This is a genomic window from Streptomyces sp. SYSU D01066-1 (genome assembly GCF_054956795.1).
The window spans coordinates 133,908-158,958 of record NZ_JBUDHV010000010.1; the positions used below are offsets into that span (position 1 = coordinate 133,908).

At 73.0% G+C, this 25,051-nt stretch carries 19 protein-coding genes and 2 pseudogenes; 9 read left to right on the top strand and 12 right to left on the bottom strand.

Annotation, left to right across the window (positions count from 1 at the left end; genetic code table 11):
• Positions 1 to 13: 13 nt before the first annotated feature.
• On the bottom strand, positions 14 to 625 hold the full coding sequence (locus tag ACY1JF_RS12995; protein ID WP_462705215.1) for a TetR/AcrR family transcriptional regulator C-terminal domain-containing protein: 612 nt from the start codon (positions 623 to 625) through the stop codon (positions 14 to 16).
• 81 nt (positions 626 to 706) lie between these two features.
• On the opposite strand from ACY1JF_RS12995, the gene ACY1JF_RS13000 reads away from it, so the two are divergent.
• The 8 genes from ACY1JF_RS13000 to ACY1JF_RS13035 all read left to right on the top strand — a co-directional run bounded on the left by ACY1JF_RS13000 (position 707) and on the right by ACY1JF_RS13035 (position 11,755).
• Positions 707 to 2,173: an FAD-dependent monooxygenase gene (locus ACY1JF_RS13000; RefSeq protein ID WP_462705216.1), complete on the top strand. Its 1,467-nt coding sequence runs from the start codon at positions 707 to 709 to the stop codon at positions 2,171 to 2,173.
• A 54-nt stretch (positions 2,174 to 2,227) separates the two neighbouring features.
• Positions 2,228 to 3,172 (top strand): RNA polymerase sigma-70 factor, encoded by a 945-nt coding sequence (locus ACY1JF_RS13005; RefSeq protein ID WP_462705217.1) that lies wholly within the window; start codon positions 2,228 to 2,230, stop codon positions 3,170 to 3,172.
• Between the two features lie 142 nt (positions 3,173 to 3,314).
• On the top strand, positions 3,315 to 4,514 hold the full coding sequence (locus ACY1JF_RS13010) for an NAD(P)/FAD-dependent oxidoreductase (RefSeq protein ID WP_462705218.1): 1,200 nt from the start codon (positions 3,315 to 3,317) through the stop codon (positions 4,512 to 4,514).
• 511 nt (positions 4,515 to 5,025) lie between these two features.
• The gene (locus ACY1JF_RS13015) at positions 5,026 to 5,871 is read left to right on the top strand and encodes an alpha/beta fold hydrolase (protein ID WP_462705219.1); all 846 of its coding nucleotides are present in this window, start codon (positions 5,026 to 5,028) and stop codon (positions 5,869 to 5,871) included.
• Between the two features lie 81 nt (positions 5,872 to 5,952).
• Positions 5,953 to 7,410 (top strand): coagulation factor 5/8 type domain-containing protein, encoded by a 1,458-nt coding sequence (locus ACY1JF_RS13020; protein WP_462705220.1) that lies wholly within the window; start codon positions 5,953 to 5,955, stop codon positions 7,408 to 7,410.
• A gap of 337 nt (positions 7,411 to 7,747) precedes the next feature.
• Positions 7,748 to 9,469, top strand: a complete 1,722-nt coding sequence (locus tag ACY1JF_RS13025) for an FAD-binding dehydrogenase (RefSeq protein WP_462705292.1) — start codon at positions 7,748 to 7,750, stop codon at positions 9,467 to 9,469.
• Between the two features lie 467 nt (positions 9,470 to 9,936).
• A complete protein-coding gene (locus tag ACY1JF_RS13030; RefSeq protein WP_462705221.1) occupies positions 9,937 to 11,058 on the top strand; it encodes a lipid II:glycine glycyltransferase FemX in 1,122 nt (373 codons plus the stop codon).
• Between the two features lie 94 nt (positions 11,059 to 11,152).
• The gene (locus ACY1JF_RS13035; RefSeq protein WP_462705222.1) at positions 11,153 to 11,755 is read left to right on the top strand and encodes a sugar O-acetyltransferase; all 603 of its coding nucleotides are present in this window, start codon (positions 11,153 to 11,155) and stop codon (positions 11,753 to 11,755) included.
• Positions 11,756 to 11,785: 30 nt separating this feature from the next.
• Here ACY1JF_RS13035 and ACY1JF_RS13040 read toward each other — a convergent pair.
• The 6 genes and pseudogenes from ACY1JF_RS13040 to ACY1JF_RS13065 all read right to left on the bottom strand — a co-directional run.
• A pseudogene (locus tag ACY1JF_RS13040) lies at positions 11,786 to 11,947 on the bottom strand (GntR family transcriptional regulator); the annotation flags it as partial.
• 39 nt (positions 11,948 to 11,986) lie between these two features.
• Positions 11,987 to 13,144: an ROK family protein gene (locus tag ACY1JF_RS13045; protein WP_462705223.1), complete on the bottom strand. Its 1,158-nt coding sequence runs from the start codon at positions 13,142 to 13,144 to the stop codon at positions 11,987 to 11,989.
• A gap of 99 nt (positions 13,145 to 13,243) precedes the next feature.
• On the bottom strand, positions 13,244 to 14,743 hold the full coding sequence (locus ACY1JF_RS13050) for a glycoside hydrolase family 36 protein (protein WP_462705224.1): 1,500 nt from the start codon (positions 14,741 to 14,743) through the stop codon (positions 13,244 to 13,246).
• Positions 14,744 to 14,795: 52 nt separating this feature from the next.
• Positions 14,796 to 16,145 carry an ABC transporter substrate-binding protein gene (locus ACY1JF_RS13055; RefSeq protein WP_462705225.1) on the bottom strand — a complete coding sequence of 450 codons (1,350 nt, stop codon included), beginning with the start codon at positions 16,143 to 16,145 and terminating at the stop codon, positions 14,796 to 14,798.
• Positions 16,146 to 16,177: 32 nt separating this feature from the next.
• Positions 16,178 to 17,092, bottom strand: coding sequence for a carbohydrate ABC transporter permease (locus tag ACY1JF_RS13060; protein WP_462705226.1), 915 nt, complete (start codon positions 17,090 to 17,092; stop codon positions 16,178 to 16,180).
• Positions 17,093 to 17,102: 10 nt separating this feature from the next.
• Positions 17,103 to 18,055: pseudogene (locus tag ACY1JF_RS13065) on the bottom strand (carbohydrate ABC transporter permease).
• 136 nt (positions 18,056 to 18,191) lie between these two features.
• Between ACY1JF_RS13065 and ACY1JF_RS13070 the strand changes: the two are divergent.
• A complete protein-coding gene (locus ACY1JF_RS13070; RefSeq protein ID WP_462705227.1) occupies positions 18,192 to 20,606 on the top strand; it encodes a DUF4832 domain-containing protein in 2,415 nt (804 codons plus the stop codon).
• Here ACY1JF_RS13070 and gap read toward each other — a convergent pair.
• The 5 genes from gap to ACY1JF_RS13095 form a co-directional block, all read right to left on the bottom strand.
• Positions 20,524 to 21,522 carry a type I glyceraldehyde-3-phosphate dehydrogenase gene (gap, locus tag ACY1JF_RS13075; RefSeq protein ID WP_462705228.1) on the bottom strand — a complete coding sequence of 333 codons (999 nt, stop codon included), beginning with the start codon at positions 21,520 to 21,522 and terminating at the stop codon, positions 20,524 to 20,526. The two genes, ACY1JF_RS13070 and gap, sit on opposite strands and share 83 nt — an antisense overlap.
• A gap of 111 nt (positions 21,523 to 21,633) precedes the next feature.
• Positions 21,634 to 22,590: a GlxA family transcriptional regulator gene (locus tag ACY1JF_RS13080; RefSeq protein ID WP_462705229.1), complete on the bottom strand. Its 957-nt coding sequence runs from the start codon at positions 22,588 to 22,590 to the stop codon at positions 21,634 to 21,636.
• A gap of 47 nt (positions 22,591 to 22,637) precedes the next feature.
• On the bottom strand, positions 22,638 to 22,886 hold the full coding sequence (locus tag ACY1JF_RS13085) for a non-oxidative hydroxyarylic acid decarboxylases subunit D (protein ID WP_462705230.1): 249 nt from the start codon (positions 22,884 to 22,886) through the stop codon (positions 22,638 to 22,640).
• A gap of 28 nt (positions 22,887 to 22,914) precedes the next feature.
• The gene (locus tag ACY1JF_RS13090; RefSeq protein ID WP_462705231.1) at positions 22,915 to 24,339 is read right to left on the bottom strand and encodes a non-oxidative hydroxyarylic acid decarboxylases subunit C; all 1,425 of its coding nucleotides are present in this window, start codon (positions 24,337 to 24,339) and stop codon (positions 22,915 to 22,917) included.
• A 63-nt stretch (positions 24,340 to 24,402) separates the two neighbouring features.
• Positions 24,403 to 24,981 carry a non-oxidative hydroxyarylic acid decarboxylases subunit B gene (locus ACY1JF_RS13095; RefSeq protein ID WP_462705232.1) on the bottom strand — a complete coding sequence of 193 codons (579 nt, stop codon included), beginning with the start codon at positions 24,979 to 24,981 and terminating at the stop codon, positions 24,403 to 24,405.
• Positions 24,982 to 25,051: the final 70 nt, after the last annotated feature.

A 25,051-nucleotide genomic window follows, 5' to 3' on the forward strand; every position in this document is an offset into this window, starting at 1 on the left:
GCCCCGGTCCGGTTCAGCGCCGCGCGAGGAGCGCGGTGAGGCCGAACTCGAAGCGCTCCTCGAAGGAGCCCGGGCTGAGGTGGTCGCCCACCCGGTGCAGGGCCGGGTGGGTGGCCTCGGTGACCGCGTCCCGCAGCCGGCCGCCCAGGGACTGGCGCTGGACGGCCTGTTCCTCCTGGGTGAGGCCGAGGGCGAAGTACATGACCGTCCAGGTGGTCCAGGCGGCCCGGCGCTCGTCCAGGCCGCCCTCCAGGAGCGCGGAGACGAACGCCTCGGCGAACCGCAGGGTGTGCGGTTCGGCGGCGTAGGTGCCGACGACGAGCGCCGCGCCGTCACGGTGGCCGAGCAGGGCGCGGCGGTAGCGGCGGGCCAGCTCACGGGCGCGCGGGTCCGGCGCGTCCGGCAGGCCGTCCAGCGGGACCTCCCCGACGACCGCGTCCGCCATCAGCTCCAGCATCCGGGCCTTGGTCTTCACGTGCCACAGCACGGTGTTCATCCGGACGCCGAGCCGGTGGGCGACCGCGCGGGTGGAGAGCGCGTCCAGGCCCTTGTCGTCCAGCAGCTCCAGCGCGGCGCGGATCACGGCGCCGGGTTCGAGACGCTCGGCCGTTTGCTTCTTGGTCATTGACCTAGTTTACTGCGGGCGAGGCGCATTGGTCAGTGACCAAGAAGCGTTGACCGGAACACGACCCGGAAAGGCCCAGTCATGCAGGCACATCACGTCGTCATCGCCGGAGGCGGCCCCGTCGGGCTCTGGCTCGCCGCCGAACTGCGGCTGGGCGGGATCCCCGTCACCGTCGTCGAGCAGCGCGCCGAGGCCGACGAGCGCTCCAAGGCGCTCACCGTCCACCCGCGCACCATCGAGGTCCTGGCCGCACGCGGGGTCCACCGGCCGTTCCTCGCCGAGGGCCTGCCGATCCCCACGGGCCACTTCGCGATGCTCGACGACCGGCTCGACTTCCGGGAACTGGACACCCCGTTCCCGTACACCCTCGCCCTGCCCCAGGCCCGCACCGAGGAACTCCTCCAGGAGCACGCGCTCGGGCTGGGGGCGACGATCCGGCGCGGACACCGCGTCACCGCCTTCACCGAGCGCGCGGAGTCGGTGACCGTCCAGGTGACGGGACCGGAGGGCGCGTACGAGATCGAGGCGGCCTACGTCGTCGGCTGCGACGGCACCCGCAGCACCGTGCGCACCGCCGCCGGCATCGACTTCCCCGGCACGCCCTCCACCGTCCTCGGCTGGCTCGGCGACGTCGCCCTCGACCACCCGCCCCGGCCCGGCTTCAGCTGCCTGAACAGCCACGGCGGGGTGATGGTCGCGCCGCTGCCCGGCGGACGGTTCCGCATCGTCGGGGTCAGCCCCGACAGCCTCACCACCGAGTGGCCCGGCGACCTCACCTTCGGCGAACTGCGGCAGAAGGTCACCGCCGTCACCGGTGACGACTTCGGCATGCGCGACCCGTCCTGGCTCTCCCGTTTCGGCAACGCCACCCGGCTGGCCGCCGAGTACCGGCGGGGCCGGGTCCTGCTGGCCGGTGACGCCGCCCACCAGCACTTCCCCGCCGGGGGAGTCGGCATGAACGTCGGCATCCAGGACGCCCACAACCTCGGCTGGAAGCTGGCCGCGACGCTCAACGGCTGGGCCCCGGACGGCCTGCTGGACACCTACCACGCCGAACGGTGGCCGGTGGGCGCCCAGTTGGTGGAGCACAGCCGCGCCCAGACCTCCCTCATGGCCACCTTCACCCCCGAGGGCCTCGCTCTGCGCTCCCTGCTCAGCGGCATGGTCGCCGGCCAGCCGGCGTTCGCCCGCGCACTGGCCGAACGGCTCACCGCGCTCGCCGTGCGCTACCCCGCCGCCGATCCCGCGGCCCACCCGCTCACCGGCACCCGCGCCCCCGACCTGTCCCTCACCGGCACGGACACCGGCCTGTTCGGCCTGTTGCGGCCCGACGCGTACCTGCTGCTCGACCTCACGGCCGACGGCGCGCTCGGCGGCCTCGCCCGGCCGGGGCTCGCCGTCCGCACCGCGACGCTCGACCGGCCCCCCGCCCCCTGGGCCGAGGTGCGCGCCGCACTCGTCCGCCCCGACGGGCACGTCGCCTGGGCCGGCACCGGCGAGGACGACGCGGCCCGGGCCGTGGACGGGTTCGTCGCCGATCGCCGGTGACGGGACGCCTCCACCGCGCGGCGGGCGCGGTCCCCTCCGGTTAGGATCCGGGGCATGCCGCTCACCGTGCAGGACGTGGACCGGTTCGAGGCCGCCAGGCCCCGTATGGAGGCCATCGCCTACCGCCTCCTCGGCTCCGCGAGTGATGCCGAGGACGTCGTGCAGGAGACCTTCCTGCGCTGGCAGAACGCCGACGTGGAGCGCATCGAGGTCCCCGAGGCCTGGCTGACCAAGGTGCTCACCCACCTGTGCCTCAACCAGCTCACGTCGGCCCGTGCGCGGCGCGAGACCTACGTGGGGCAGTGGCTGCCGGAGCCGCTGCTCGCCCCGGACCCGATGCTCGGCCCGGCCGACACCGCCGAGCGGCGCGAGTCGGTCTCGTACGCGGTCCTCACCCTCATGGAGCGGCTGTCTCCCAAGGAGCGCGCCGTGTACGTGCTGCGGGAGGCCTTCGGCTACTCCCACCGGGAGATCGCCGCGCTCCTCGATCTCACCGAGGCGGCCGGCCAGCAGCTCTTCCACCGTGCCAAGAGGCACCTCGCCGAGGGCAGGGCCCGCGGCGAGGTCGACGAGGCCGCCGCCCGGCGGGTGGTCGAGGAGTTCCTGGCCGCCGCCACCAGCGGGCGGACCGAGACGCTGGTGGAACTGCTCACCGCCGACGCCGTCGCGGTCGGCGACGGCGGCGGGAAGGTCCCGGCCCGCACCAAGCCCTTCGAAGGCGCCCTCGCGGTCGCGAAGTTCCTGCGGGGCCTGTTCAAACCCGCCCGCTCCAAGCGCGCCCTGGTCGGCGGCTCGCCGGCCATCCACCTCACCAGCGCCAACGGCGGCCCCGCGGTCGTGGCCGTCCTCGACGGCCGGGTCGTCGGCATCATGTGCCTGGAGGTCACCGCCGACGGTATCGCCGCGTTCCGCAGCCAGGCCAACCCCGACAAACTCCGGCGCGCGACCGAGGTCTGGGCGGCCACCGAGCACGGTGAGCCCCTCTTCCACGCCTTCTGAACGCTTCGGAACACCGCGGACCGGTCACTGGTGATGTGAGGTGCTTCACAACGCGTTCCTGTCAGGAAAGGGCCGGCCGTCCGGTTCAAGGGGCGGAAGCACGCACGACACGTGCGGGACCCGCGCAGACAGGAGCAGGACCATGCAGCACCGCATCATCGTCCTCGGCGCCGGCTACGCCGGAACCGTCGCGGCCGGCCGCCTCGCCAAGCGGCTGCACCGCGACGACGTGACCATCACCCTCGTCAACGCCGAGTCCGACTTCGTCGAACGCGTGCGGATGCACCAGCTCGCGGCCGGCCAGGACCTCAGGCCCCGGCCGTTGGGCGACATGTTCGCCGGCACCGGCGTGGAGCTGCGGATCGCCCGGGTCACCGGCGTCGACGTCGACCGCCGGACCGTCACCGTCGCGGACCCGGACGGCGGCACCGGGGAACTGGCCTACGACACCCTCGTCCACGCCCTGGGCAGCGGCCGGCACGACCAGGGCGTCCCCGGCGCCGCCGAGCACGCCTTCGAGGTCGCGAGCCGGCCCGGTGCCCTCCGGCTGCGCGAGCGGCTGGCCGGCCTGGCCGCCGGGCAGCCCGTGGTCGTCGTCGGCGGCGGTCTCACCGGTCTGGAGACCGCGACCGAGATCGCCGAGGCCCGCCCGGACCTGGCCGTCGCCCTGGTGACCCGCGACGCCCTCGGCGACCGGCTCTCCGACAAGGGCCGCCGCCACCTGCGGAAGGCCTTCACCCGGCTCGGCGTCACCGTGCACGAGCACACCGCCGTCACCGCCGTCGAGGCCGACCGCGCCGTCACCGCCGACGGCACGGCCGTACCGGCCGCGGTCACCGTGTGGACCACCGGCTTCGCGGCCCACCCGCTCGCACGGGCCACCGCCCTGGAGGTCACCGGCACGGGCCAGGTCGTGGTCGACCGGACCATGCGCTCGGTCTCCCACCCCGACGTGTACGCCGTCGGCGACGCGGCCTGGGCGATGGGCCCCGGCGACAAGCCGCTGCGGATGTCGTGCGCCTCGGGCGGCCCCACCGCGTGGCAGGCCGCCGACGCCATCGCGGCCCGCCTGACCGGCGGAAAGCTCCCAAACCTGCCGATCCGCTACTTCAACCAGTGCGTCTCCCTGGGCCGCGGCGACGGCCTGATCCAGTACGTCACCGCCGACGACCGGTCCGTCGGCGCGGTCCTGACCGGCCGGCTCGCCGCCCTCCACAAGGAACTGGTCTGCAAGGGCGCGGCCTGGAGCGTCGCCCACCCGACGCTCGGCCTGCCGGTGCGCCGCCGCCGCGTCGTACGGGACACGCGCCGCACGGAGCCGGCCGTCGGGGCGGCGGCCTGAGGTGCGGCGGCCCGTCAGGTGCGGACAGGGCGCGCGCACAGCTTGCGGCGGGCGCGGCGCGGGGCGGGCCGGGACCTGGTGGGCAGGAGCAGCGGGGCGGGCCGCCGCCGACGCACCCACCGGCCGTCTTCGGGGGAGCCGCCGGTGCCCCGCTCACAGGCCCGTGTCGTGTCGTCACCGGCCGCCCGCACCGCTGTGCCGGGCCGCTCGCCGCCCACCTCGGCGGACGGGCCCGCACCGACTGGGACGAGGAGGCCGCCGAGAGCCGCCTCGCCCTCCAGGACGGGACCGGGACCCGCGCCACCGCCGACGGGGCGCTGCCGCTGACGGTGGAGGCGCCGGACGACCGGCCGGCCCGGCTGGCGGACGTCGTCGGCCGTCACCCGGTGCGCTGCGGTGCCAGGGGAGACGGGTGGTGGTGGCCCGGCACCGGGACACGGGCGGGCCCGGCACCGTCCAGCGCGGCACCGGCGCCCCCGGCGCCCGGCGCGGCCCTGGCTACCATGCCGTCATGGAAGCAGAACACGAGCCGCCGCGCCTGCCCGGCGCCACCCGGTACGCCGGGACACGGTACGGACGGATCGCCTACACGGACACCGCCCCGTCAGGCTCCTCCGCCGCGCCGCCGCTGCTGTTCGTGCACGGCAACTCGTCCTCCCGCAAGGTCTTCCACGCCCAGCTCGCCGACGACTTCGGCGGGCGGCGGCTGCTGGCCCTGGACCTGCCGGGCCACGGGGAGTCGGACGACGCGACGGACCCCGCGGCGGCGTACACGCAGCGCGGCTACGCCGCCGCGATCGTCGAGTTCCTCGGTGTCCTGGGCGTCGACCGGGCCGTGGTCGTCGGCTGGTCGCTCGGCGGACACATCGGCCTGGAGCTCATCCCCCTCTTCCCCGGCCTGGCTGGTCTCGTGCTCACCGGCACCCCGCCCGTCAACCGGGACACCCTCGTGGAGGGCTTCCGGCCGGGCCTGGCGTACGCCGGCACCGAGCACATCACGCCCGTCCAGGCGGTCGAGTTCGCCGGACAGATCACGCTCTCCCCGCCTCCCGCCTGGGTCGTGGACGACGTGGTACGGACCGACGGGCGGTCCCGGCGCCTCATGTTCGAGTCGTTCAGCGCCGGCCGGGACTCGGACCAGAAGGCGCTCGTCGAGAAGTCCCCGGTACCGCTCGCGATCATCGACGGACGCGACGACCCGTTCGTCGACCACGCCTACGTGGCGTCCCTCCCGTACGCCGCGCTGTGGCGCGGAACGCCGACGGTACTGGAGGGCAGGCGCCACGCGGCGTTCCTGGAGGACCCCGTGCGCTACGACGACCTGCTCCGCGCCTTCCTGCGCGACCACGCCATCTGACCCGCCGTCAACTCTGTTGTCGGACCCTTGTGGAAGAGTGCTCCGCGCCAACTCGCCCAGCGACTGAAGCGGAGCACCTCCATGCGGGACCGGACCGACGCGCGACCGACCGGACGCACCGGGGAGCCCCCCGGCGCCCCCGTCCTCGTCTACGACACCGAAGTGCGGGCCGGCGACCGGTGGTGGCACCGGGGCCCCCGGCTGGCGGTCCGGCTGGACCGGGGCGAGCCCGGTGGCGAGCTGACGGAGCTGGCCTGGCGGTCCGCGAACGGAGCCGAGGCCGTGATCGTGTTCGACGACGCGATGACGGCCTTCCGCGGCCAGCGGCGCACCGCCGACGGCGTGACACGGGAGTACCGCGGAACCGGGCGCGGACGCCGGGCGGGCGAGGGGAAGACACCCGCCGTCCCACCGCACGTCTTCGTCACCGAGGAGGACGGGACCGGAGACGGTGCCGGTGACGACGCCCGGCCGTCGGCCGGGCGGCTGCGCCTGGTGCTGGACGACGGCCAGGGCCCCGTGGAACGGGTCACCTGGCGCACGGGGAACGGCACCTTCGGGACCGTGACCCTGTGCCCCGCGCCCGCCCGCGACACCGTACCGGTGGCGGTCAAAGCAGTCGTGGCCAGCGACGAACACCGGGCGGCCGGCGAAGTCGCCGCGAACCTGCTCGTCCCCGGGCCCGGCAAGTGGCTGACGCCCGAGGAGACCGCGACCCTCGACTTCGCCCTGCCCGCCCCGGCCGCCGTCACCGCCTACCGGCTCACCTCGGCCGACGACTACCGGGACCGCGACCCCCGCGACTGGCGGCTGCGGGGATCGGAGGACGGCACCACCTGGTACACCCTCGACTCACGCGTGGACCAGGCGTTCTCCCGGCGCGACCAGAGCCGTGAGTACACCGTGGCCAACTCCACGGCCTACCCCCTGTACCGGCTCGACATCGACCGCACCTGGGGGCGGGCGCCCGAGACACAGCTGAACCGGGTGGAACTCCTCACCGACGCCGATCCCGGCCTGGTCGGCACCCCCGTCCCCGTCCGCCGGATCGAGGCCAGCGGCGAGCACGCGGGCGCCGGTGAGGTCGCGGCCAACCTGCTCCGCGCCGACGCCGGCAAATGGCTCGTCTTCTCCCGTACGGCCCGGCTGGAATTCGTGCTGCCCGCCCCGGACACCGTCACGGACTACGCGCTGGCCTCGGCCGACGACCACTGCTCACGGGACCCGAAGGACTGGCGGCTGGAGGGCTCCGACGACGGCCGCACCTGGGTGACCCTGGACCGCCGCACCGGCGAGATGTTCCCCGAACGCTTCCTGGTACGCGAGTTCACCGTGGCCGACGCGGCGCCCTACGCCCGCTACCGGTTGCACATCACCGCCAACGCGGAGGGGGTGGGCGAGATCCAGCTCAACAGGGTGCGGTTGCTGAGGAAGGACAGCCACCCGGTCCCCGCCTACGGGCACTTCTCCGGTGTCCTGCGGCACGGCCGCGGTCCCGCCGTCGGCTACCGGGGGAGCGCCGTCCCCTCCCCGGGCTGATCCGTCGCCGGGCAGCGGACCGAGCCGCGCCGACGTCGCGCCCCGGCCGCTACGGCGTCGTAGCGGCCGGGGCCGCAGCGGGTTCCCGTCGGCCATGTCAGGAGTCTCCTTCTCCGCCGTCCTCCTCGTCAGAGGTCTTGCGCACCCCACGCCACGTGCTTACTTTCGAGTAACTCCGCACCACTGTCGTCGTGTCGTTGTCGTGGCCGCATCAAGTCGCGGGCGGCCTCTCGCCTACCGAAGGGGTACGACCGTGGAAGAGATCCAGCACCGCACCCCGCTCACCCGTCGCCACGCACTCCAGGTGGCGGGCGGTGTGGTGGCCGCCGGTACGGTCATGGGAGCGTCCCGTGCCGCCGCCGCGCCGCTGTCCGCGTCCGCCGCCGCCGCGGACGCGGACGTCATCGTCGTGGGAGGCGGCCTGGCCGGTCTCGTCGCCACCTCCGAACTGGCCGCGGCGGGCCGCACGGTGCTCCTGCTCGACCAGGAACCGGAGGCGAGCCTGGGCGGTCAGGCGTACTGGTCGTTCGGCGGCCTGTTCCTGATCGACTCCTTCGAGCAGCGGCTGTGCGGCATCAAGGACTCCCTCGAACTGGCCCGCCAGGACTGGCTCGGCACGGCGGGCTTCGACCGGGGGGTGGACGACAGGCTCGGCGAGGACCACTGGGCCCGCAGATGGGCCGACGCGTACCTGGAGTTCGCCGCGGGGGAGAAGCGCTCCTGGCTGGCCGGGATGGGCATGACCTGGGTCCCGGTCGTGGGCTGGGCCGAACGCGGCGGTCAGCTCGCCACCGGGCCCGGCAACTCCGTGCCCCGCTTCCACGTGACCCTCGGCACCGGACCGGCCGTGATGGAACCGTTCGAGAAGCGGGTGCGCGCGGCCGCGCAGAAGGGCCTGGTCACCTTCAAGTTCCGCCACCGGGTGGACGAACTGCTCACCACCGGCGGCGTGGTGAACGGGGTGCGCGGGTCCGTACTGGAGGCCAGCGACGCGCCACGGGGCACCGCCAGTTCGCGCACCGTCGTCGGTTCCTTCGAACTGCGCGCGCCCCTCGTGATCGTCGCCTCCGGCGGCATCGGCGGCAACCTGGACCTGGTCCGGCAGAACTGGCCGAGCCGGCTGGGGCCCGCCCCGCGCACCATGGTCACCGGTGTCCCCGCGCACGTGGACGGCCGGATGCTGGCCATCACCGAACGGGCCGGCGGCCGGCTGGTGAACCGGGACCGGATGTGGCACTACACCGAGGGCCTGAAGAACCACACGCCCGTCTGGCCGGGCCACGGCATCCGCATCCTGCCCGCCCCCTCCTCCCTGTGGTTCGACGCCAGGGGCCGGCGCTTCCCGACGCCCGCCATCCCCGGCTACGACACCCTCGGCACCCTGAAGATGATCAAAGACACGGGGTACGACTACTCGTGGTTCGTGCTCAACCTGCGCATCATCAAGAAGGAGTTCACCCTCTCCGGATCGGAGCAGAACCCCGAGCTCACCGACAAGAACCTGGTCGCCTACCTCGCGGGCCGGCTCCTGGACCGGACCCCGGCGCCGGTCCAGAGGTTCCTCGACAAGGGGGAGGACTTCGTCGTCGCGGACACCCTGGAGAAACTGGTCGCGGGGATGAACGAGCTGACCGGTGAGAACCTCCTCGACGCCGCGGAACTCGGCCGGCAGATCACCGCGCGCGACCGCGAGGTGGACAACCGGTTCGGCAAGGACGTCCAGGTCATGGGCATCCGCAACTCCATGGCGTACGTGGGCGACGACCTCTCCCGCACGGTCGACCTGCACAAGATCCTCGACCCCGCCGCCGGGCCCCTGATCGCGGTCCGGCTCAACCTGCTCAGCCGCAAGACCCTCGGCGGGCTCCAGACCGACCTCTCCGGCCGCGTCCTCGACGCCGACGGCGCCCCGGTCCCCGGCCTCTACGCCGCCGGTGAGGCCGCCGGTTTCGGCGGGGGCGGCATGCACGGATACCGGTCGCTGGAGGGCACCTTCCTCGGCGGCTGTCTCTTCTCGGGACGTCAGGCCGGCCGCGCCGCCGCCGCGGAGACCGCCTGAGGGCAGCCGCTCCCCGGCCGCCGGCCGGCCCTTGCCGTACAGCTCCGGGGGAAAGGCGCCCGCCGCCCGCACCATCCGGGTGAAGCCGGCGGCCGGTTCGGTCAGCCGCGCGGTGGCGGCCGGCCAGGTGGTCGTACGGGGCGGTGTCGAGGCGGTCGGTGGGCGTCTCGGTGGCTCCGCGCTGCGCGGCGGCCGCCTCATGGTCCCGGGCTCCAGCCCGGGCGCGGCGAGTCCGTCCCGCTGCTCCGGTGCGAAGCAGCCGGCTGAGCGGGGGGGGGGGCTGGCGGCGTTGTGGCAGCGACGGCCGGCGGTCGCATCCACGCCCGTCCCTTTTCCCGGAATGATCGATTATCGCCTGCCCGATCGTAAGCGTCCATAGGTGGGGATCACGAGGGCGCGGCCGTGTGCTGCGCGGAAGCGGGATCACCGCTCATTAGGCTGGTGCGCCCGACAAAGGAGCGCTGCGCATGAGCTACCGCCTGAAGGAGATCACCCGTCAGGAACACCTGGCCTTCGCCGCGGCCCGGCCCTCGGTGAGCCACATGCAGGTCCCCTCGTGGGGGGAGGTGAAGCCGGACTGGCGGGCGGAGAGCCTGGGGTGGTTCGACGGGGCCGGCCGGCTCGTCGGGGCCGGACTGGTGCTCCTGCGGCCGCTGCCGAAGGTGCGGCGGTACTTCGCGTACCTGCCCGAGGGCCCGGTCCTCGACTGGACCGCGCCGGATCTGGCGCAGTGGCTCACGCCGCTGCTCGCCCGTCTGAAGGAGCGCGGTGCCTTCTCCGTGCGGATGGGGCCGCCCGTCGTCGCCCGCCGCTGGAGCGCCGACGTGGTCAAGGCGGCGATCGCCGACCCGGCGGCCGAGCGGCTCGGGGACGTGGAGGCCACCACACGGGAACCGGCGGCCGACGAGATCGCCGGCCGGCTGTACCGGGCGGGCTGGCGGCGGACCGAACCGGGCACGCAGGACGGTTTCGCCGCCGGACAGCCGAAGTACGTCTTCCAGGTCCCCTTCGCCGGCCGGTCCCTGGAGGAGATCGAGCGGGGCCTGAACCAGCAGTGGCGCCGCAACATCAAGAAGGCGGAGAAGGCCGGGGTCAAGGTGGTCGAGGGCGGGTACGACGACCTGCCGGTCTTCCACGCCCTCTACACCGAGACGGCCGAACGGGACCGCTTCGTCCCCCGCCCGCTGCCCTACTTCCAGCGGATGTGGACCGCCCTGACGGCGGAAGACCCCCGCCGCATGCGCCTCTACCTCGCCCACCACGACGGCGACACACTCGCCGCCGCCACGATGCTGACCGTCGGCGAGCACGTCTGGTACTCCTACGGCGCCTCCACCGCCCGCAAGCGCGAGGTGCGGCCGAACAACGCCCTCCAGTGGCGCATGATGTCCGACGCCCACGAACAGGGGGCGGCCGTCTACGACTTCCGCGGCATCACCGACACCCTGGAGGAGGGCAACCATCTCCTCGGACTGCTCCGCTTCAAGGCCGGCGCCGGCGGCGAGGCCGTCGAGTACCTCGGCGAGTGGGAGTACCCGCTCAACAAGGTCCTGCACAGGGCCGTCGGGCTCTACCTGTCCCGGCGCTGACACCTCCGCGGACTCCGTACACCGGTGCGCCCGCCGGGCGTTGTCTGGGATCATCCCCAGCGCCGCAGGCATCCGACGAACGGAGTGTTCCACCGTGTCGCAAGCGCATGAGGAAGAGGTCCTGGCCCGGATCGGCAAGGGGCTCGTCTACACCGAGTCGGAGGCGGCCTTCCAGGTCCCACGGCGCCGCACCGAGCAGATCTTCCAGTACAACCACACCCCGCCGAGCGAGCCGGACAGGCGCCGGTCGCTGCTCACCGCCATCTTCGGATCGGTGGGCGAACGCACGGTACTGCTGCCGCCGTTCCACGCCGGTTTCGGCAGCAACGTCCACCTCGGGGACGACTTCTTCGGCAACGTGAACCTGACGTTCGTCGACGACGTCGACATCCGCATAGGCGACGGCGTCATGATCGCGCCCAGCGTGACCCTCACCACGACGGGACACCCCGTACACCCCTCCCGGCGCGAGGACTTCGGGCGGTTCTCGGAACCCATCGTGATCGAGGACAAGGTGTGGATCGGCAGCAACGCCGTCGTCCTCCCCGGTGTCCGGATCGGCTACGGATCGGTCATCGGCGCCGGCAGCGTCGTCAGCCGCAGCATCCCGCCCATGACCGTCGCCGTCGGAACCCCTTGCCGCGTGGTGCGCCCCATCACGGACGAGGACCTCACCACCCGTACCGCGACGGACTGACTCCCCCAGCCCGGCACGGAACCCTCCCCCCAGGCCGGCCGCGGTCCGGGTGAGGCGCCGGACCAGCACCTCGGCCGCCGCGTCGGCGTCCCGGGCGAGCGCCGCCTCCTCCAGCCGGCGGTGCTCCTCGGTGCCGTCCCGGCCCGGATCGCGGTGCGCCGACCAGCGACGCGCCGGCTCGCCCGCGGTCCACTGTGCCGATGTGCCGCTGCGTCGATGTGCCGGCGCGCGTCAGCGCCGCGGTGCGGCCGGGGCCGCCAGGCCGTCGCTGAGCAGGCGGCTGTCGACCTCGTCCAGGGCCAGGCGCACCGCCCCCAGGGCCACGCTCTCGTCGCCGAGGGTGGAGGCGCGCAGTTCCGGCATGCGCAGGCAGTGCTTGGTGAGTTCGCGGCGCAGCGGGTCGAGGACCACGTCGGCGGAGCGGGAGAAGCCGCCGCCGTAGACGACGACCTGCGGGTCCAGGGCGAGGACCAGCGCGGCGACCCCGACGGCCAGGTCGCGGGTGTAGCGGCGGACGGCCGCCTTCGCGTCCCGGTCGCCCTCGCGGGCCGCCTGGAACACCCAGGCCGCCGCCTCGCCCGGAGCGGCCGTCGCCGGTACACCGGGGCAGTTCTGGAGGTGCTCGGGAGCCGAGAGCCAGCGCACCGCCTTGAGGGCGCCGATCTCCCCGGCGGCACCGCCGTGGCCGCGGCGCAGGGTGCCGTCGAGGATGAGGCCGGCACCGGTGCGCAGGCCGGCCAGCAGGTAGACGATGTCGTCGGCGTCCTGGGCGACGCCGTTCCAGCGTTCGGCCACGGCGGCGAGCTTGCAGTCGTTCTCCACCTGGACCGGGCAGGAGAAGCGGGCCGCCAGGTGGGCGGCCGGGTCGGTGGTGTGCCAGCCGGGCAGCGGGGTGAACAAGGTGGTGCGGCCGGTGGCGTCGACCGGGCCGGTCACCCCGACCGTCACCGCCCAGATGTCGGCCGGGGTCATGCCCGCACCCCGCAGCACCTCGTCGATGACCCCGTCGACCGCCGCCAGGCGTGCCGCGGGCGGGGCCTCGGGATCGGCCGGGCGGCGCACCGTCACCGCGAGCCGGCCCTCCAGGTCGCTCAGCATGACGAGGATCTTGTGCACGCCGATGTCGATGCCCAGCACATGGCCGGCGGTGGCCCGGAACCGGTAGCGGCGTGCCGGCCGCCCCACCACACTGCTGGCCCCCGGCTCCTCGACCTCCGCCCACCCGTCGGCGACCAGAGTCCGCACCAGCACGTCGACCGCGGGCCGGGACAGCCCGGCCCGGCCCGCCAGCTCGGTGACCGTCGACGGCGGGTTGCCGCGCAGCGCGCTCACGATGGACAGCTGGTTCATCTCACGCATCCGGGACATGTCTGTTCCGGTCGTCGGCATGCTGGTGCTCCCTGGAGGCGTCGCGGTCGGTGGCCACCGCCGGATAATGCTGAGCAGTTTACTAATTACCGGCGGTGGCCAGGGAGCCCGTCGAAGGCGTCACGCGATCGGATAGCGCTGTTCCGACGCGGGGGCCACCGCCGGGCCGAAGTCCACCTCCCGTCCGTCCAGCGCGAACCGGTACCGGCCGAGCCTGCGTACGTCCGGCCGGGCGGTCAGGTACGCCGTCATCGTCTCCAGTTCGCCCGGGCGCAGCCAGCCCGGCGGGTCGGACACCGCCCGGAAGCCGCAGATGTCGGCCAGGTCGCGCAGCAGGCCCTGCTGCGGCTCGGTGAGCAGGTTGAGGCGGCTGCGGAAGTACACGACGTCCGGGTCGACCTCCAGGAGCGGCGCCTGCCACAGCCGGTGCACGGTGTTGACGACGGCGTTGCGGGCCAGCGCGTCCGAGGGGTCCTGGGTGGCGTAGTGCTCCCACAGCGGCGCGACGTCGGGGCCGCTGCGGATGCCGTCGACCAGTCCGAGGGAGGGCAGCAGCGGGGCGCCGCTGCCCAGCAGGTAGGCGTCCGGTCCCGCGGCCTCCCGGATGACGCTCAGGCCGGCCCGGTAGGCCTCCTCACGGCCGGTGTCCACCGACCGGACGCCGGCCGCCGCGCCGGCCCCGACGAAGTCGAGCTTGAGGTAGGTGTACCCCCACTCCCGGCTGACCCGGTGGATCGTCTCCCGCAGGTGCTCCCGCGCCGCGGGCAGGGTGAGGTCCAGCGCCCAGTAGCCGGTGCCCCAGTTGTGCCCGGCCACCACCGGCTCGCCGGCGGCGTCCCGCAGCAGCAGTTCGGGACGTTCCCGGGCGGTGCGGGAGCCGGGCAGGACGATGAACGGGGCGATCCACAGGCCCGGCCGCAGCCCGGCGTCGGTGATCCGGCCGGCGAGCGCCCGCATCCCGGAGGGGAACTTGTCGTTGGCCTCCCAGTCGCCCACCGCCCGCTCCCAGCCGTCGTCGATCTGGACGACGTCGAAGGGCAGGCCGCGCAGGGCGGTGATGTCCTCGGTGAGCTGTTCCTCGGTGATGTTCTCGTAGTACGCGTACCAGCTGCACCACACGTTCCCCGCCCGCTTGCGGCTGTGCCCCAGCCGCTCGCCGAGGTGCCGGGCGTAGGCGGCGAACACCTCCTCCTCGTCGCCGTAGGCGAGGAACCAGGGCGCCCCGTCGCGCTCGTACCACCCGGCGAGGGTGTCCCGGTCCGCGGTGAGGCGGGGGATGTCCAGGCCGAGCGCGCCGAGCAGCAGCACCCGTCCGTCGGGGCCCTCCAGCGCGGCGACGGCGGAGGAGTGGTGGCGGGCGGGGTCGTCCCACACGGTGTCGTCGGCGGTGAGACGGCGTTCGGCGCTCTCGATGCGCAGCGGGGTATCGGAGAGCCGGCGCCAGCCGCACGGGCTCCACGAGTTGTGTCCGTGCCGGTAGAAGAGCGCGTCGCCGAGCCCGTGCAGCACGGCCGTCCGGCCGGGGGGCAGCAGCAGACCGCCGTCGACGGCCCGGGGCGGGGCGTCGCCTTCGAGCTCGACGGCGAACGCGCGTCCGCCGAGTTCTACGAGCTGGGCCATGGATCTCCTTGCGTATGAGGGTTTCCGGGGACCGGAGGGTGTGCCCGGGGGGTCAGTCGAGGAGGCCGTTGACCTTGTCGTTGGCCGCCTTCAGGGCGGCCTGTGGCGTGGTCTGGCCGAGGATCGCCGACTGGATGGCGTCCTGGACGATGGGGCCGATCTCGGTGCCGCGTTCGGTGACGGGCAGCAGGAAGGTGCCGTCCTTCGCCGCGGCGGCGTCGGTGAAGACGCGCACGTCCTGGCCCTTGGCCCGGTGCCCGGCCAGCGCCTTGGCGGTGGAGGTCTTCAGCGCGGGGAAGACGACGCCGTGCTCGGCGACGATGTCCTGGCAGTCGGCGGAGGCGAGGAACTTGACCCACTTCCACGCCTCCTCCTTGTGGTCGGTGCCGGCCCAGACGGCGTCCGACAGACCGTTGATGGAGCTCTTGCGGCCGGCCGGGCCGGTGGGCAGCGGGGCGTAGGCGAACGTGCCCTTCAGCTCCGGGTCGAGGTAGGTGGAGACGGTGAAGGAGCCCGCGAGGGTCATGGCGCCCTTGCCCGCCATGAGCAGTTCGGAGTTGTAGAGGCTCGACTTCTGGTCCAGGCGGGGCGCGTACCCCTGGTCGACCAGGCGCTTGAACCAGGCGATGGTCTCGACCAGTTCGGGGTCGTCGTACCGGTAGTGGGTGCCCCACGGGTTCTTGTCGAGGTAGGAGAAGCCGTTGGCGGCGGCGAACGGGCCCCAGCCGTTCTGGCCGGTGCTGCCGTCCTTCCACTCGGGCAGGAACCCGTAGGTCGTCACGTGGTCCTTGTCGAAGGCGGGGTCGAGGCCGTTGCGGCCGTGCGTGTCGACGGTGGCCTTGGCGATCGTCTGCTCCAGGGTGCCGCCGTCGGACGGGTTCCAGGTGAGGCCGGCGAGGTCGGCGGCGTCCACGCCCTGCTTCTCCAGCAGGTCGGTGTTGTAGACGATCGCGGTGGTGTCCCAGTCCTTCGGCAGGCCGTACCGCTTGCCGTCCTTCACCCAGACGTCGGTCAGCCCGGACTGGTAGCCGGACAGGTCGACCCTGTCCCGCTCGACGTAGGGCTGGAGGTCCAGGAGCTGCTGTCCGTCGGCGTACGTCGGGTAGTAGGTGCTCTGGTCGGTCCAGACGTCGGGGGCCTCGCCGGAGACCAGCTCCGTGGTGAGGTTCTGCCAGTACTGGGCCCACGCGGTCTGGGTGATCTTGATGGTGATGCCGGGGTTGGCCTTCTGGAAGACGTTCGCGCACTCCTGGTAGGCGGGCAGTTGCAGGTCGTCCCAGAGCCAGTAGTCCAGGGTCGTCCTCCCCCCGGCCTCGGTGCCGGAGCCCGCGCAGGAGACGAGGGTGGCGGTGGCGGTCAGGCACAGCAGGGCCGCGCCGACGCGTGAGGGTCTGGGGCTCATCGCAAGGGGCCTCTTTCGCAACGTGCGGGCGGTCACTTCACACCGGTGAAGTTGAGGGACTCGACCAGTCGGCGGCCGAGCAGGGCCAGCAGCACCAGGACGGGCAGCACCGACAGGGCGGACCCGGCCATCAGCCCGGTCCAGTCGGGCTGGGCGTTCGGTGACTGCTGCTGGAAGACGCCGAGGGCGACGGTGAGCACCCGGGTCTGCTCCTCGCGGCCGGACAGCAGCGGCCACAGGTAGTCCTTCCAGGCCCACACCGTGGTGGTCAGGCCGATGGTGAGCAGCGGCCCGCGGGTCATGGGCATCACCACCCGCCAGAACAGGCCCCAGGGGCCCACCCCGTCCAGGACGGCGGCCTCCTCCACCTCGCGGGGGACCGACAGGAAGAACTGCCGCAGGAAGAAGACCGCGAACGGGGTCATCAGCACACTCGGGGCGACCATGCCGGTGAAGGTGTTCAGCCAGCCCAGCTCCTTCACCAGGACGAAGTTGGGCAGCACGGTGAAGATCGGCGGCACCATCAGCGCGGCGATCAGCACCCCGAACACCGTATCCCGCCCGGGAAAGCGCAGCCGGGCGAAGGCGTACCCGGCCATCGCGCAGAACAGTGTCTGCAGCACGGCGATCAGCCCGCTGTAGACGACGGAGTTGAGCAGGTACCGCAGGAAGTCCACCCGCGCGCCCGAACCCCCGGCGGCCACCGCCTCCTCCTGGCTGGTCAGCCCCAGCACCCGCAGGAAGTTGATCATCGTGGGGTGGTCCGGGACCAGCCCGGTGGAGTCGGTGTACAGGTCGGCCGCCGGGGTCAGGGCGGTGCGGACCATCCAGTAGAACGGGAAGACGGTCAGGAACAGCGCGGTGACGAGCACCGCCCACGCGGCGACCCGGCCGGGTGAGACCTTCCTGCGGGCCTTCGTGCGGGCCTTCGTGCGGATACGGGTCATGATGTGCTCCTCAGGCCAGGTCCGAGCGGGAGGCACGCAGCAGACGCATCTGTACGGCGGTCAGCACGCCGAGGATCAGCGCGAGCACCACGGCGACGGCGGAGGCGTAGCCCATGTGGAAGTAGGTGAAGGCCTGTTCGTAATGTAGAAGTAGATGACGCGCGTGGCGCTGACCGGACCGCCCTGGGTGGTCACCGCGATCGTGTCGAAGATCTGGAACGAGCCGATCAGCGACACCACCAGCACGAGGGAGAGCACCGGCCGCAGCAGCGGCAGCGTGACCTTCGTGAACATCCGCCACTCACCGGCGCCGTCCAGTGCGGCGCTCTCGTACAGGTACTGCGGGACCTGGAGCATCCCGGCGTACAGCAGCAGCGCCGTATAGCCCGTGTACGCCCAGGTGTTGGCCGCGGCGATGGACGGCATCGCCCAGTCGGGGGAGGTGAAGAATCCGTTGGTGCCCATGCCGAAGGCGCCGAGGACGTGGTTGACCAGGCCCAGGTCGGCGTCCAGCATCCACATCCACAGCAGGCCGACGGTGACGTTCGGCACCAGCCAGGGCACCAGCAGCATCGCGCGCAGCGCCACCGACCGGGTCAGCCGGTGCATGAGCGTGGCCAGGAGCAGTGCCAGCACGGTCTGCGACACGATGTTGAGCACCACGTAGTAGCCGGTGACCTCCAGCGCGTTCCAGAACTGTTCGTCACCGATCAGTTCACCGTAGTTGTCCGCGCCGACGAAGTCCGGTGCGGCGAGCAGGCTGTAGTCGGTGAGTGAGTAGTACACACCGCGTACGGTCGGATAGGCGTAGAACAGCGCGAACCCCAGCAGCGCGGGGGCCAGGAACAGCCACGCCGCCTTCCGGTCGTCGCGGGGCCGGCGCCTCCCGCCCGGTGCCGAAGCCCCGCCCGGCAGTGGTCCGGTGCTCTTGTGCGGTGGCGCAACTGCGCTCTTGGCGCCCATGGTTCCCCTCCGAAGGGATTCGCGCCGCACCTCTTGCCAGTGGGGCACCGTGGACAACATATTGATGAGCAGCAGCGAAACTTTGTCAACGTTGCCGCATAACTTCCTTCCCTCTCGGACTCCGGAGACCGTCACCATGCGCACCTTCGCACCACGGCGCGGCAGAGAACTGCTGGCCGCGCTCTGTTCCTCGGCCCTGGCGCTGTCCCTTGCGGTCCTGCCGCTCACCGCCCAGGCCGCCGACACCGCCGGCGCGTCCGGCGCCACCGCAGCGGGTGTGCCCGACCGCCCGGATCCCGGCCCGGACCCCGACCCCTCGCTCCCGGTCCACACCCTCACCCGTGCCGAAGCGCCGCTGGACAACCCGCTCAAGGGCTTCGCCCGCTTCTACCAGCCCGGCGCCGACCAGGACACGGGCTACCCGCACTCGCTGACCTGGAGTTACTTCGGTCTCTCCGAGGTCATGAACAACGCCTCGGACTGCGGGAGTTACGACTGGAGCGTGCTGGACGAGGCGCTCGACGAGACAGCCTCCCACGGCAACCAGATGGCCCTGCGCTTCTACCTGGAGTATCCCGGCGACCCCGGCGACCACCCCTCCAACGCCATTCCGCCGTGCTTCGACGGCCACGTCGACCACCGGACCGACACCGTGAACGGCACCACCCGCCCCGACTACGACAACGCGTACCTGCTGGACGGGCTGGAGGACTTCATCGCCGCGTTCGGCGCCCGCTACGACGGCGACCCGCGCATCGGCTTCATCCACATGGGCCTGATCGGCCTCTGGGGCGAGTGGCACACCTACCCCTACGACACCGACACCGGTGACGGCTACCCGAACCACATGCCCACCGACGCCCACGGCGCCGAGATCATGCGGGCCTACGCCGACGCCTTCACCCGCACCAAGCTGGAGGTGCGCTACCCGGACTCGGCCGGCGGCGCCGCGGCCGGACTGCCCTCCGTCGGCTTCCACGACGACTCGTTCTGCTACCGCGAGGGCTCCCCGCTCGCCGGTGTCACCCTGCCCCGGTCACTGGGCGGAGCCTCGTACTCCCAGTTGCAGAGGAGCGTCGAGCAGGGGCTGGAGAACCGCTGGACCACCGCCTCCATGGGCGGTGAGGTCCGTCCCGAGATCCAGTCCAGGGCGTTCACGAACTGGCCCGGCGGCTCCGGCGACGTGGACGACATGCAGGCGTGCATCGAACTGGAGCACACCACCTGGAAGATGAACGAGGGCAGCGCCGGCTACTCCTCCTCGGACGCCGACGTGGCGGCCGCCGTCCGGCTCATGGGCTACGACCTCGCCGTCGACGACGCCTACTTCCACGACACCGCCACGGGCAGCACCACCGTCGGTGTGCGGATCAGCAACGACGGGGTCGCCCCGTTCTACTACCCCTGGACGGTGAGCCTCGGCCTCAAGGACGCCGCCGGCAACGTCGTCAAGACCTGGGACACGGACTGGGACCTGCGCGAGGTCATGCCGTCGAAGATCCGGGCCTTCCCCGACTGGGGCGTGGGCGCCGACCCGGCCTACCTCGACTACGGCTACGCCCGGTACTTCGACGCGGACGTCGACCTGGCCGGTGTCACCGCCGGCGGCTACCGGCTGGTCATGAAGGCCAAGAACCCGTTGGAGGACATCAGTTCCAACGCCAAGAAACTGCGGTTCGCCAACGCCGGCCAGAACGCCGACGGCTGGCTCGACCTCGGCGCCATGACCGTCGGCTCCGACAGCTCCACCGGCACCGCCGCCTACGAGGCGGAGGCCGACGGCAACACCCGCACCGGCACCGCCGTGGTCGCCGACTGCGCCGGCTGCTCCGGCGGCGCCAAGGTCGGCTACCTCGGCAACGGCGCGACCCTCACCTTCCCCCGGGTCGAGGGCGGCGACGGCGGCACCCGGCAGGTCACGCTCCACTACGCCACCGCCGTCGCCCGCTCGGCCACGGTCACGGTCGGCGGCGGTACACCGCGGACCGTCGACTTCGCCCCCACCGCCGACTGGACGACCCCGGGCTCGGTCACGCTGAGCCTCGCCCTGGACAGCGGCACGGACAACAGCATCACCATCGCCAACAGCCTCCGGATGGGCACCCGACATCGACCGGATCACGGTGACCTGAGGGAGCACGGCCCGGGGCCGTGCCCGGACACCGCACCGCCGGGAAGCGGCGCGGAGCGGCCCCGTGCCCGACGGCATGGGGCTTTCCGGGAGGCGGGCGCCACGTGGGCGGCCGACGGGCCGGCGACCGCGCGCGGGAGCCGGCCACCCGGACGGGCGCACCGCCTTCCACCGGGGCGGCCCGGCCCGGCTCCCGCGCCGCCCGCGCCCCTTTGCCGGCGCCCGCTGACCGACGGACGGCACGGCACCGTGGCCGCCGCGGCGCCGACGGGAACCCTGAGCGCCCGCCCGGGGCGTCACCGGGTTCCTCCGCCGGCCGCTGCCGCGGCCGGGCGGGTCAGCCGCGGGCGAGGAGCTCCAGGGTGTCGATCACACGGTTGGAGAAGCCCCACTCGTTGTCGTACCAGGCGACCACCTTGATGTGCCGGCCGTCGACCCGGGTGAGCGCCGAGTCGAAGATCGACGAGGCCGGATTGCCGGTGATGTCGGAGGAGACCAGCGCCTCCTCCGAGTACTCCAGGACGCCGGCCAGCGGGCCCTCGGCGGCGGTGCGGTACGCCGCCAGCACCTCGTCGCGGGTCACGTCACGGGCGACGGTCGTGTTGAGCTCGACGATCGAGCCCACCGGCACCGGTACCCGGATCGAGTCACCGGACAGCTTGCCGTCCAGGCCCGGCAGGACCGCGCCGATCGCCTTCGCGGCGCCCGTGGTGGTCGGCACGATGTTGACGGCGGCGGCGCGGGCCCGGCGGGCGTCGCGGTGCGGACCGTCCTGGAGGTTCTGCTCCTGGGTGTAGGCGTGCACCGTCGTCATGAACCCGTGCTCGATGCCGGCCAGGTCGTCCAGGACCTTGGCCAGCGGCGCCAGCGCGTTGGTCGTGCAGGAGGCGTTGGAGACGACCGTGTGCAGTTCCGCGTCGTAGGCGTCGGTGTTGACGCCGTAGGCCAGGGTGACGTCGGCGCCGTCCGACGGGGCGCTGACGAGGACCTTGCGCGCGCCCGCGTCGAGGTGGGCGCGGGCGGCCTTGGCGGAGGTGAAGCGGCCGGTCGACTCCAGGGCGATGTCGACGCCGAGTTCGGCCCACGGCAGCCGGGCCGGCTCCCGCTCGGCGAGCACCCTGATGTGCCGGCCGTCGACCACCAGGGTGTCCCCCTCGACGGTCACCGGGCGGCCGAGGCGGCCGGCCGTCGAGTCGTAGGCGAGCAGGCGGGCCAGGCCGGCGGGCTCCGTGAGGTCGTTGACGGCGACGACCTCCAGGGAGCTGTCGCGCTCCAGCAGCGCGCGCAGCACGTTGCGTCCGATGCGGCCGAATCCGTTGATGGCGACGCGGGTCATGAGGGTGTCCCTTTCCTTCGGTTCGCCACCAGGCTCGCGCGGGACGCCGGTCGCCGACAGCGGCGCGGGAGCCAGGGTCCGAAAGTATCGCGCCACCCGCGGACGGCCGGGTCACTCGCCCCGGGTGAAGGTGCGCCGGTACTCGCTGGGCGTGGTGCCCAGGACCCGCTGGAAGTGCAGCCGCAGATTGGCGCCGGTGCCCAGTCCGACGTCGGCCGCGATCTGCTCGACGCTGAGCTGCGACCGCTCCAGCAGCTCACGGGCCAGGTCGAGGCGGGCCCGCATCACCCACTGCATCGGCGTGTACCCGGTGTCCTCGGCGAACCGCCGGGAGAACGTGCGCGGCGACACCGCCGCGTGGCGGGCGAGCCTGTCCAGGGTGAGGGGTTCGCCCAGCCGGCGCAGCGCCCACTCCCGGGTGGCGGCGAACCGTTCCCCGAGCGGCTCGGGCACGCTGCGCGGCACGTACTGCGCCTGCCCGCCGCTGCGGTAGGGCGCCGCCACCAGCCGCCGGGCCGCGTGGTTGGACGCGGCGACCCCGAGGTCGCCGCGGAGTATGTGCAGGCACAGGTCGATCCCGGAGGCGGCGCCCGCCGACGTCAGCACGTCGCCCTCGTCGACGAAGAGGACGTTCTCGTCGACCCGGACCCGCGGGTGCCTGGCCGCCAGCGCCCGCGCGTAGTGCCAGTGGGTGGTGGCGCGCTTGCCGTCCAGCAGCCCGGTGGCGGCGAGGGCGAAGGCGCCCGTGGAGATGGCGGCGAGCCGGGTGCCCCGCTGGTGCGCCGCGACCAGCGCCTCGACGACCGCCTCCGGCGGGTCCTCCCGGTCCGGGAACCGGTACCCGGGGACGAAGACGGTCTCCGCCCAGGCCAGCGCGTCGAGGCCGTCGGCGACGTGGTACGACAGCCCTTCGCCGCCGGAGACGAGACCGGGCCGCGCGCCGCACACCCGTACCTCGTACGGCATGCTGGCGCGGGTCGCGAACACCTGGGCGGGGATGCCGACGTCGAGCGGCTTCGCGCCCTCCAGGACCAGGACGGCCACGCGGTGCGGACGGGAAGCTGACACGGGGACAGGTTATGCGGACCCAGCAACGGCGGGACGGCCGGCACCTTTTACGCGGACCCCAGCAGCGGCGGGACGGCCGGCACCTCCGACGCCGAGGCGATGTCCTCGGCGGTCAGCCGGAACCGCTCGGGGTAGGCGTCGCGGCTGGTGCGGCGGGCGGGTTCGGTGGTGCGCCACATGTACAGGCAGCGGGCGCACTGGAGCACCTGCCAGACACCGGGCACGGGGGAGTGCGCGACCGTACGGACACCGTCGTCGGCGCAGCGGGGGCAGAGGGAGGCGTTCGGGGCGGACATGAGGGGTGGTCCTTTCCGGTCCAGGGGTTCAGCGGGCGGCGAGCAGGGTGCGCAGCCGGGCGGTCCACTCGGCGGTCTCGGGCAGGTCCTTGACGGGCGTGCTGAAGTTCCCGCGCACGTCGGGGGCGACCGGGGTCGTCGCGTCGATGATCATCTTGCTGGTGACGCCGGCCGGCTGGGAGGCGGGGGCCAGCTCCACCACCGACAGGTTCGGCAGGACGAGGACGTCCTCCTTCGGGTTCACCTTGGCGGACTGGGCCCACATCACCTGCGGCAGGTCGAACGGGTCGACGTCCTCGTCGACGAGGATGACCTGGGAGACGTAGCCGAGGCCGTGCGGCGTGGTCATGGCGCGCAGGCCGACCGCCTTGGCGAAACCGCCGTACCGCTTGGCCGTGGAGATGATCACCAGCAGCCCGTGGGTGTACATGGCGTTGACCGCGCGCACCTCGGGGAACTCGGCGCGCAGCTGCTTCAGCAGCGGCACGCTGGTGTTCGGGCCGACGAGGTAGTCGCACTCGGTCCAGGGCATGCCGAGGTAGAGGGACTCGAAGACCGGCCGGGTGCGGTACGAGATCCGTTCGATCCGGACGACGGGCATGCGCCGGCCGCCCGAGTAGTGCCCGGTGAACTCGCCGAAGGGGCCCTCGATCTGCCGCACCCGGGACTCGACGACGCCCTCGATCACGACCTCGGCGCCCCAGGGGACGTCCAGGCCGGTGTGCGGGGCGGTGGCGAGGGGCATCGGGGCGCCGCGCAGGGCGCCGGCCATCTCGTACTCGGACTGGTCGTAGCGCAGCGGCATGCCGGCGACGATCGGGATCACCGGGTCGTTGCCGAGGGTGATCGCGACGGGGAGGTCCTCGCCGCGCTCCTCGGCGGTGCGCAGGTGCTGGGCGATGTCGTGCACGGGCACCGGCTGGAGCGCGAGCCGGTCGCGGCCGATGACCTCCATCCGGTACGTGCCCAGGTTCTGCTTGCCGAAGTGGTCCGGGTCGGCGGGGTCCCGGGAGACCACGGCGGCCTTGTCGAGGTAGAAGCCGCCGTCGCCGTCGTTGAGGCGGAACAGCGGCAGCACGTCGAAGAGGTCGACGTCGTCACCGGTGACGGTGTTCTCCTGCCAAGGCGCGTCCGCGCGCCGCTTTGGGGCGACGGGGAACGCGTCCCAGCGGCGGGCGAACTCCTCGACCTGCTCGCGCGGGGAGGTCTCCTTCGGCAGGCCGAGGGCGAGGGCGTGGTTGCGCCAGGAGCCGTGCACGTTCATGGCGATCCGGGCGTCGGTGAAGCCCTTGACCCGGTCGAACCAGAGGGCCGGCGCCCCCTCGCCGATCCGGCCCGCGGCATTGGCCGCCGCCGCGATGTCGGGCTCCGGCAGGACCTCGTCCTCGATCCGCAGCAGCTGTCCCTCCTTCTCCAGCGTGTCGAGGAACGAGCGCAGATCGTCGTACGGCATGGGTCTCCTCCTGCGAGGTGAGGCGGGGTGGGGTGCAACGGGGCGGGGTGCGGTGGGGTGGGGTCAGGAAGCGCGGGCCGCGCGCAGGCCGGTCCAGCGGCGGGCGCCGGCGGCGGGCAGGTCCAGCTGGTCCAGGACGCGGGAGACGATGTGCTCCACGACGTCCCCGACCGTCGCCGGGTGGTTGTAGAAGGCGGGCACGGGCGGGACGATGCGGACCCCCATGCGGGCCAGCGCCAGCATGTTCTCCAGGTGGATCTCGCTGAGCGGCGTCTCGCGGGGGACCAGCACCAGCGGCCGGCGCTCCTTCAGCGTCACGTCCGCCGCCCGGCCCACCAGGCCGTCGGCGTAACCGGCGCGGATGCCGGCCAGCGTCTTCATCGAGCACGGGATCACGACCATGCCGTCCGTCCGGAACGAACCGGAGGAGATGGTGGCGCCCTGGTCCTCGGGCGAGTGCGCCACATCGGCCAGCGCCGACACCTCCCGCATGGTGCGGCCGGTCTCCAGCTCGACGGTGGCCCGCGCCCAGCGGCTCGCGACGAAGTGGGTCTCCACGTCCGGCAGTTCGGCGAGGCGCTCCAGCAGCCGCACCCCGAAGGGCGCGCCGGTGGCCCCCGTCATCGCCACGATCACCCGCACGGCACACCTGTTCCTTTTCGGTCAGATTTCGGTCCGTTCTCCCTCCACGCTAGGAGCCGTTCCTGGCCCG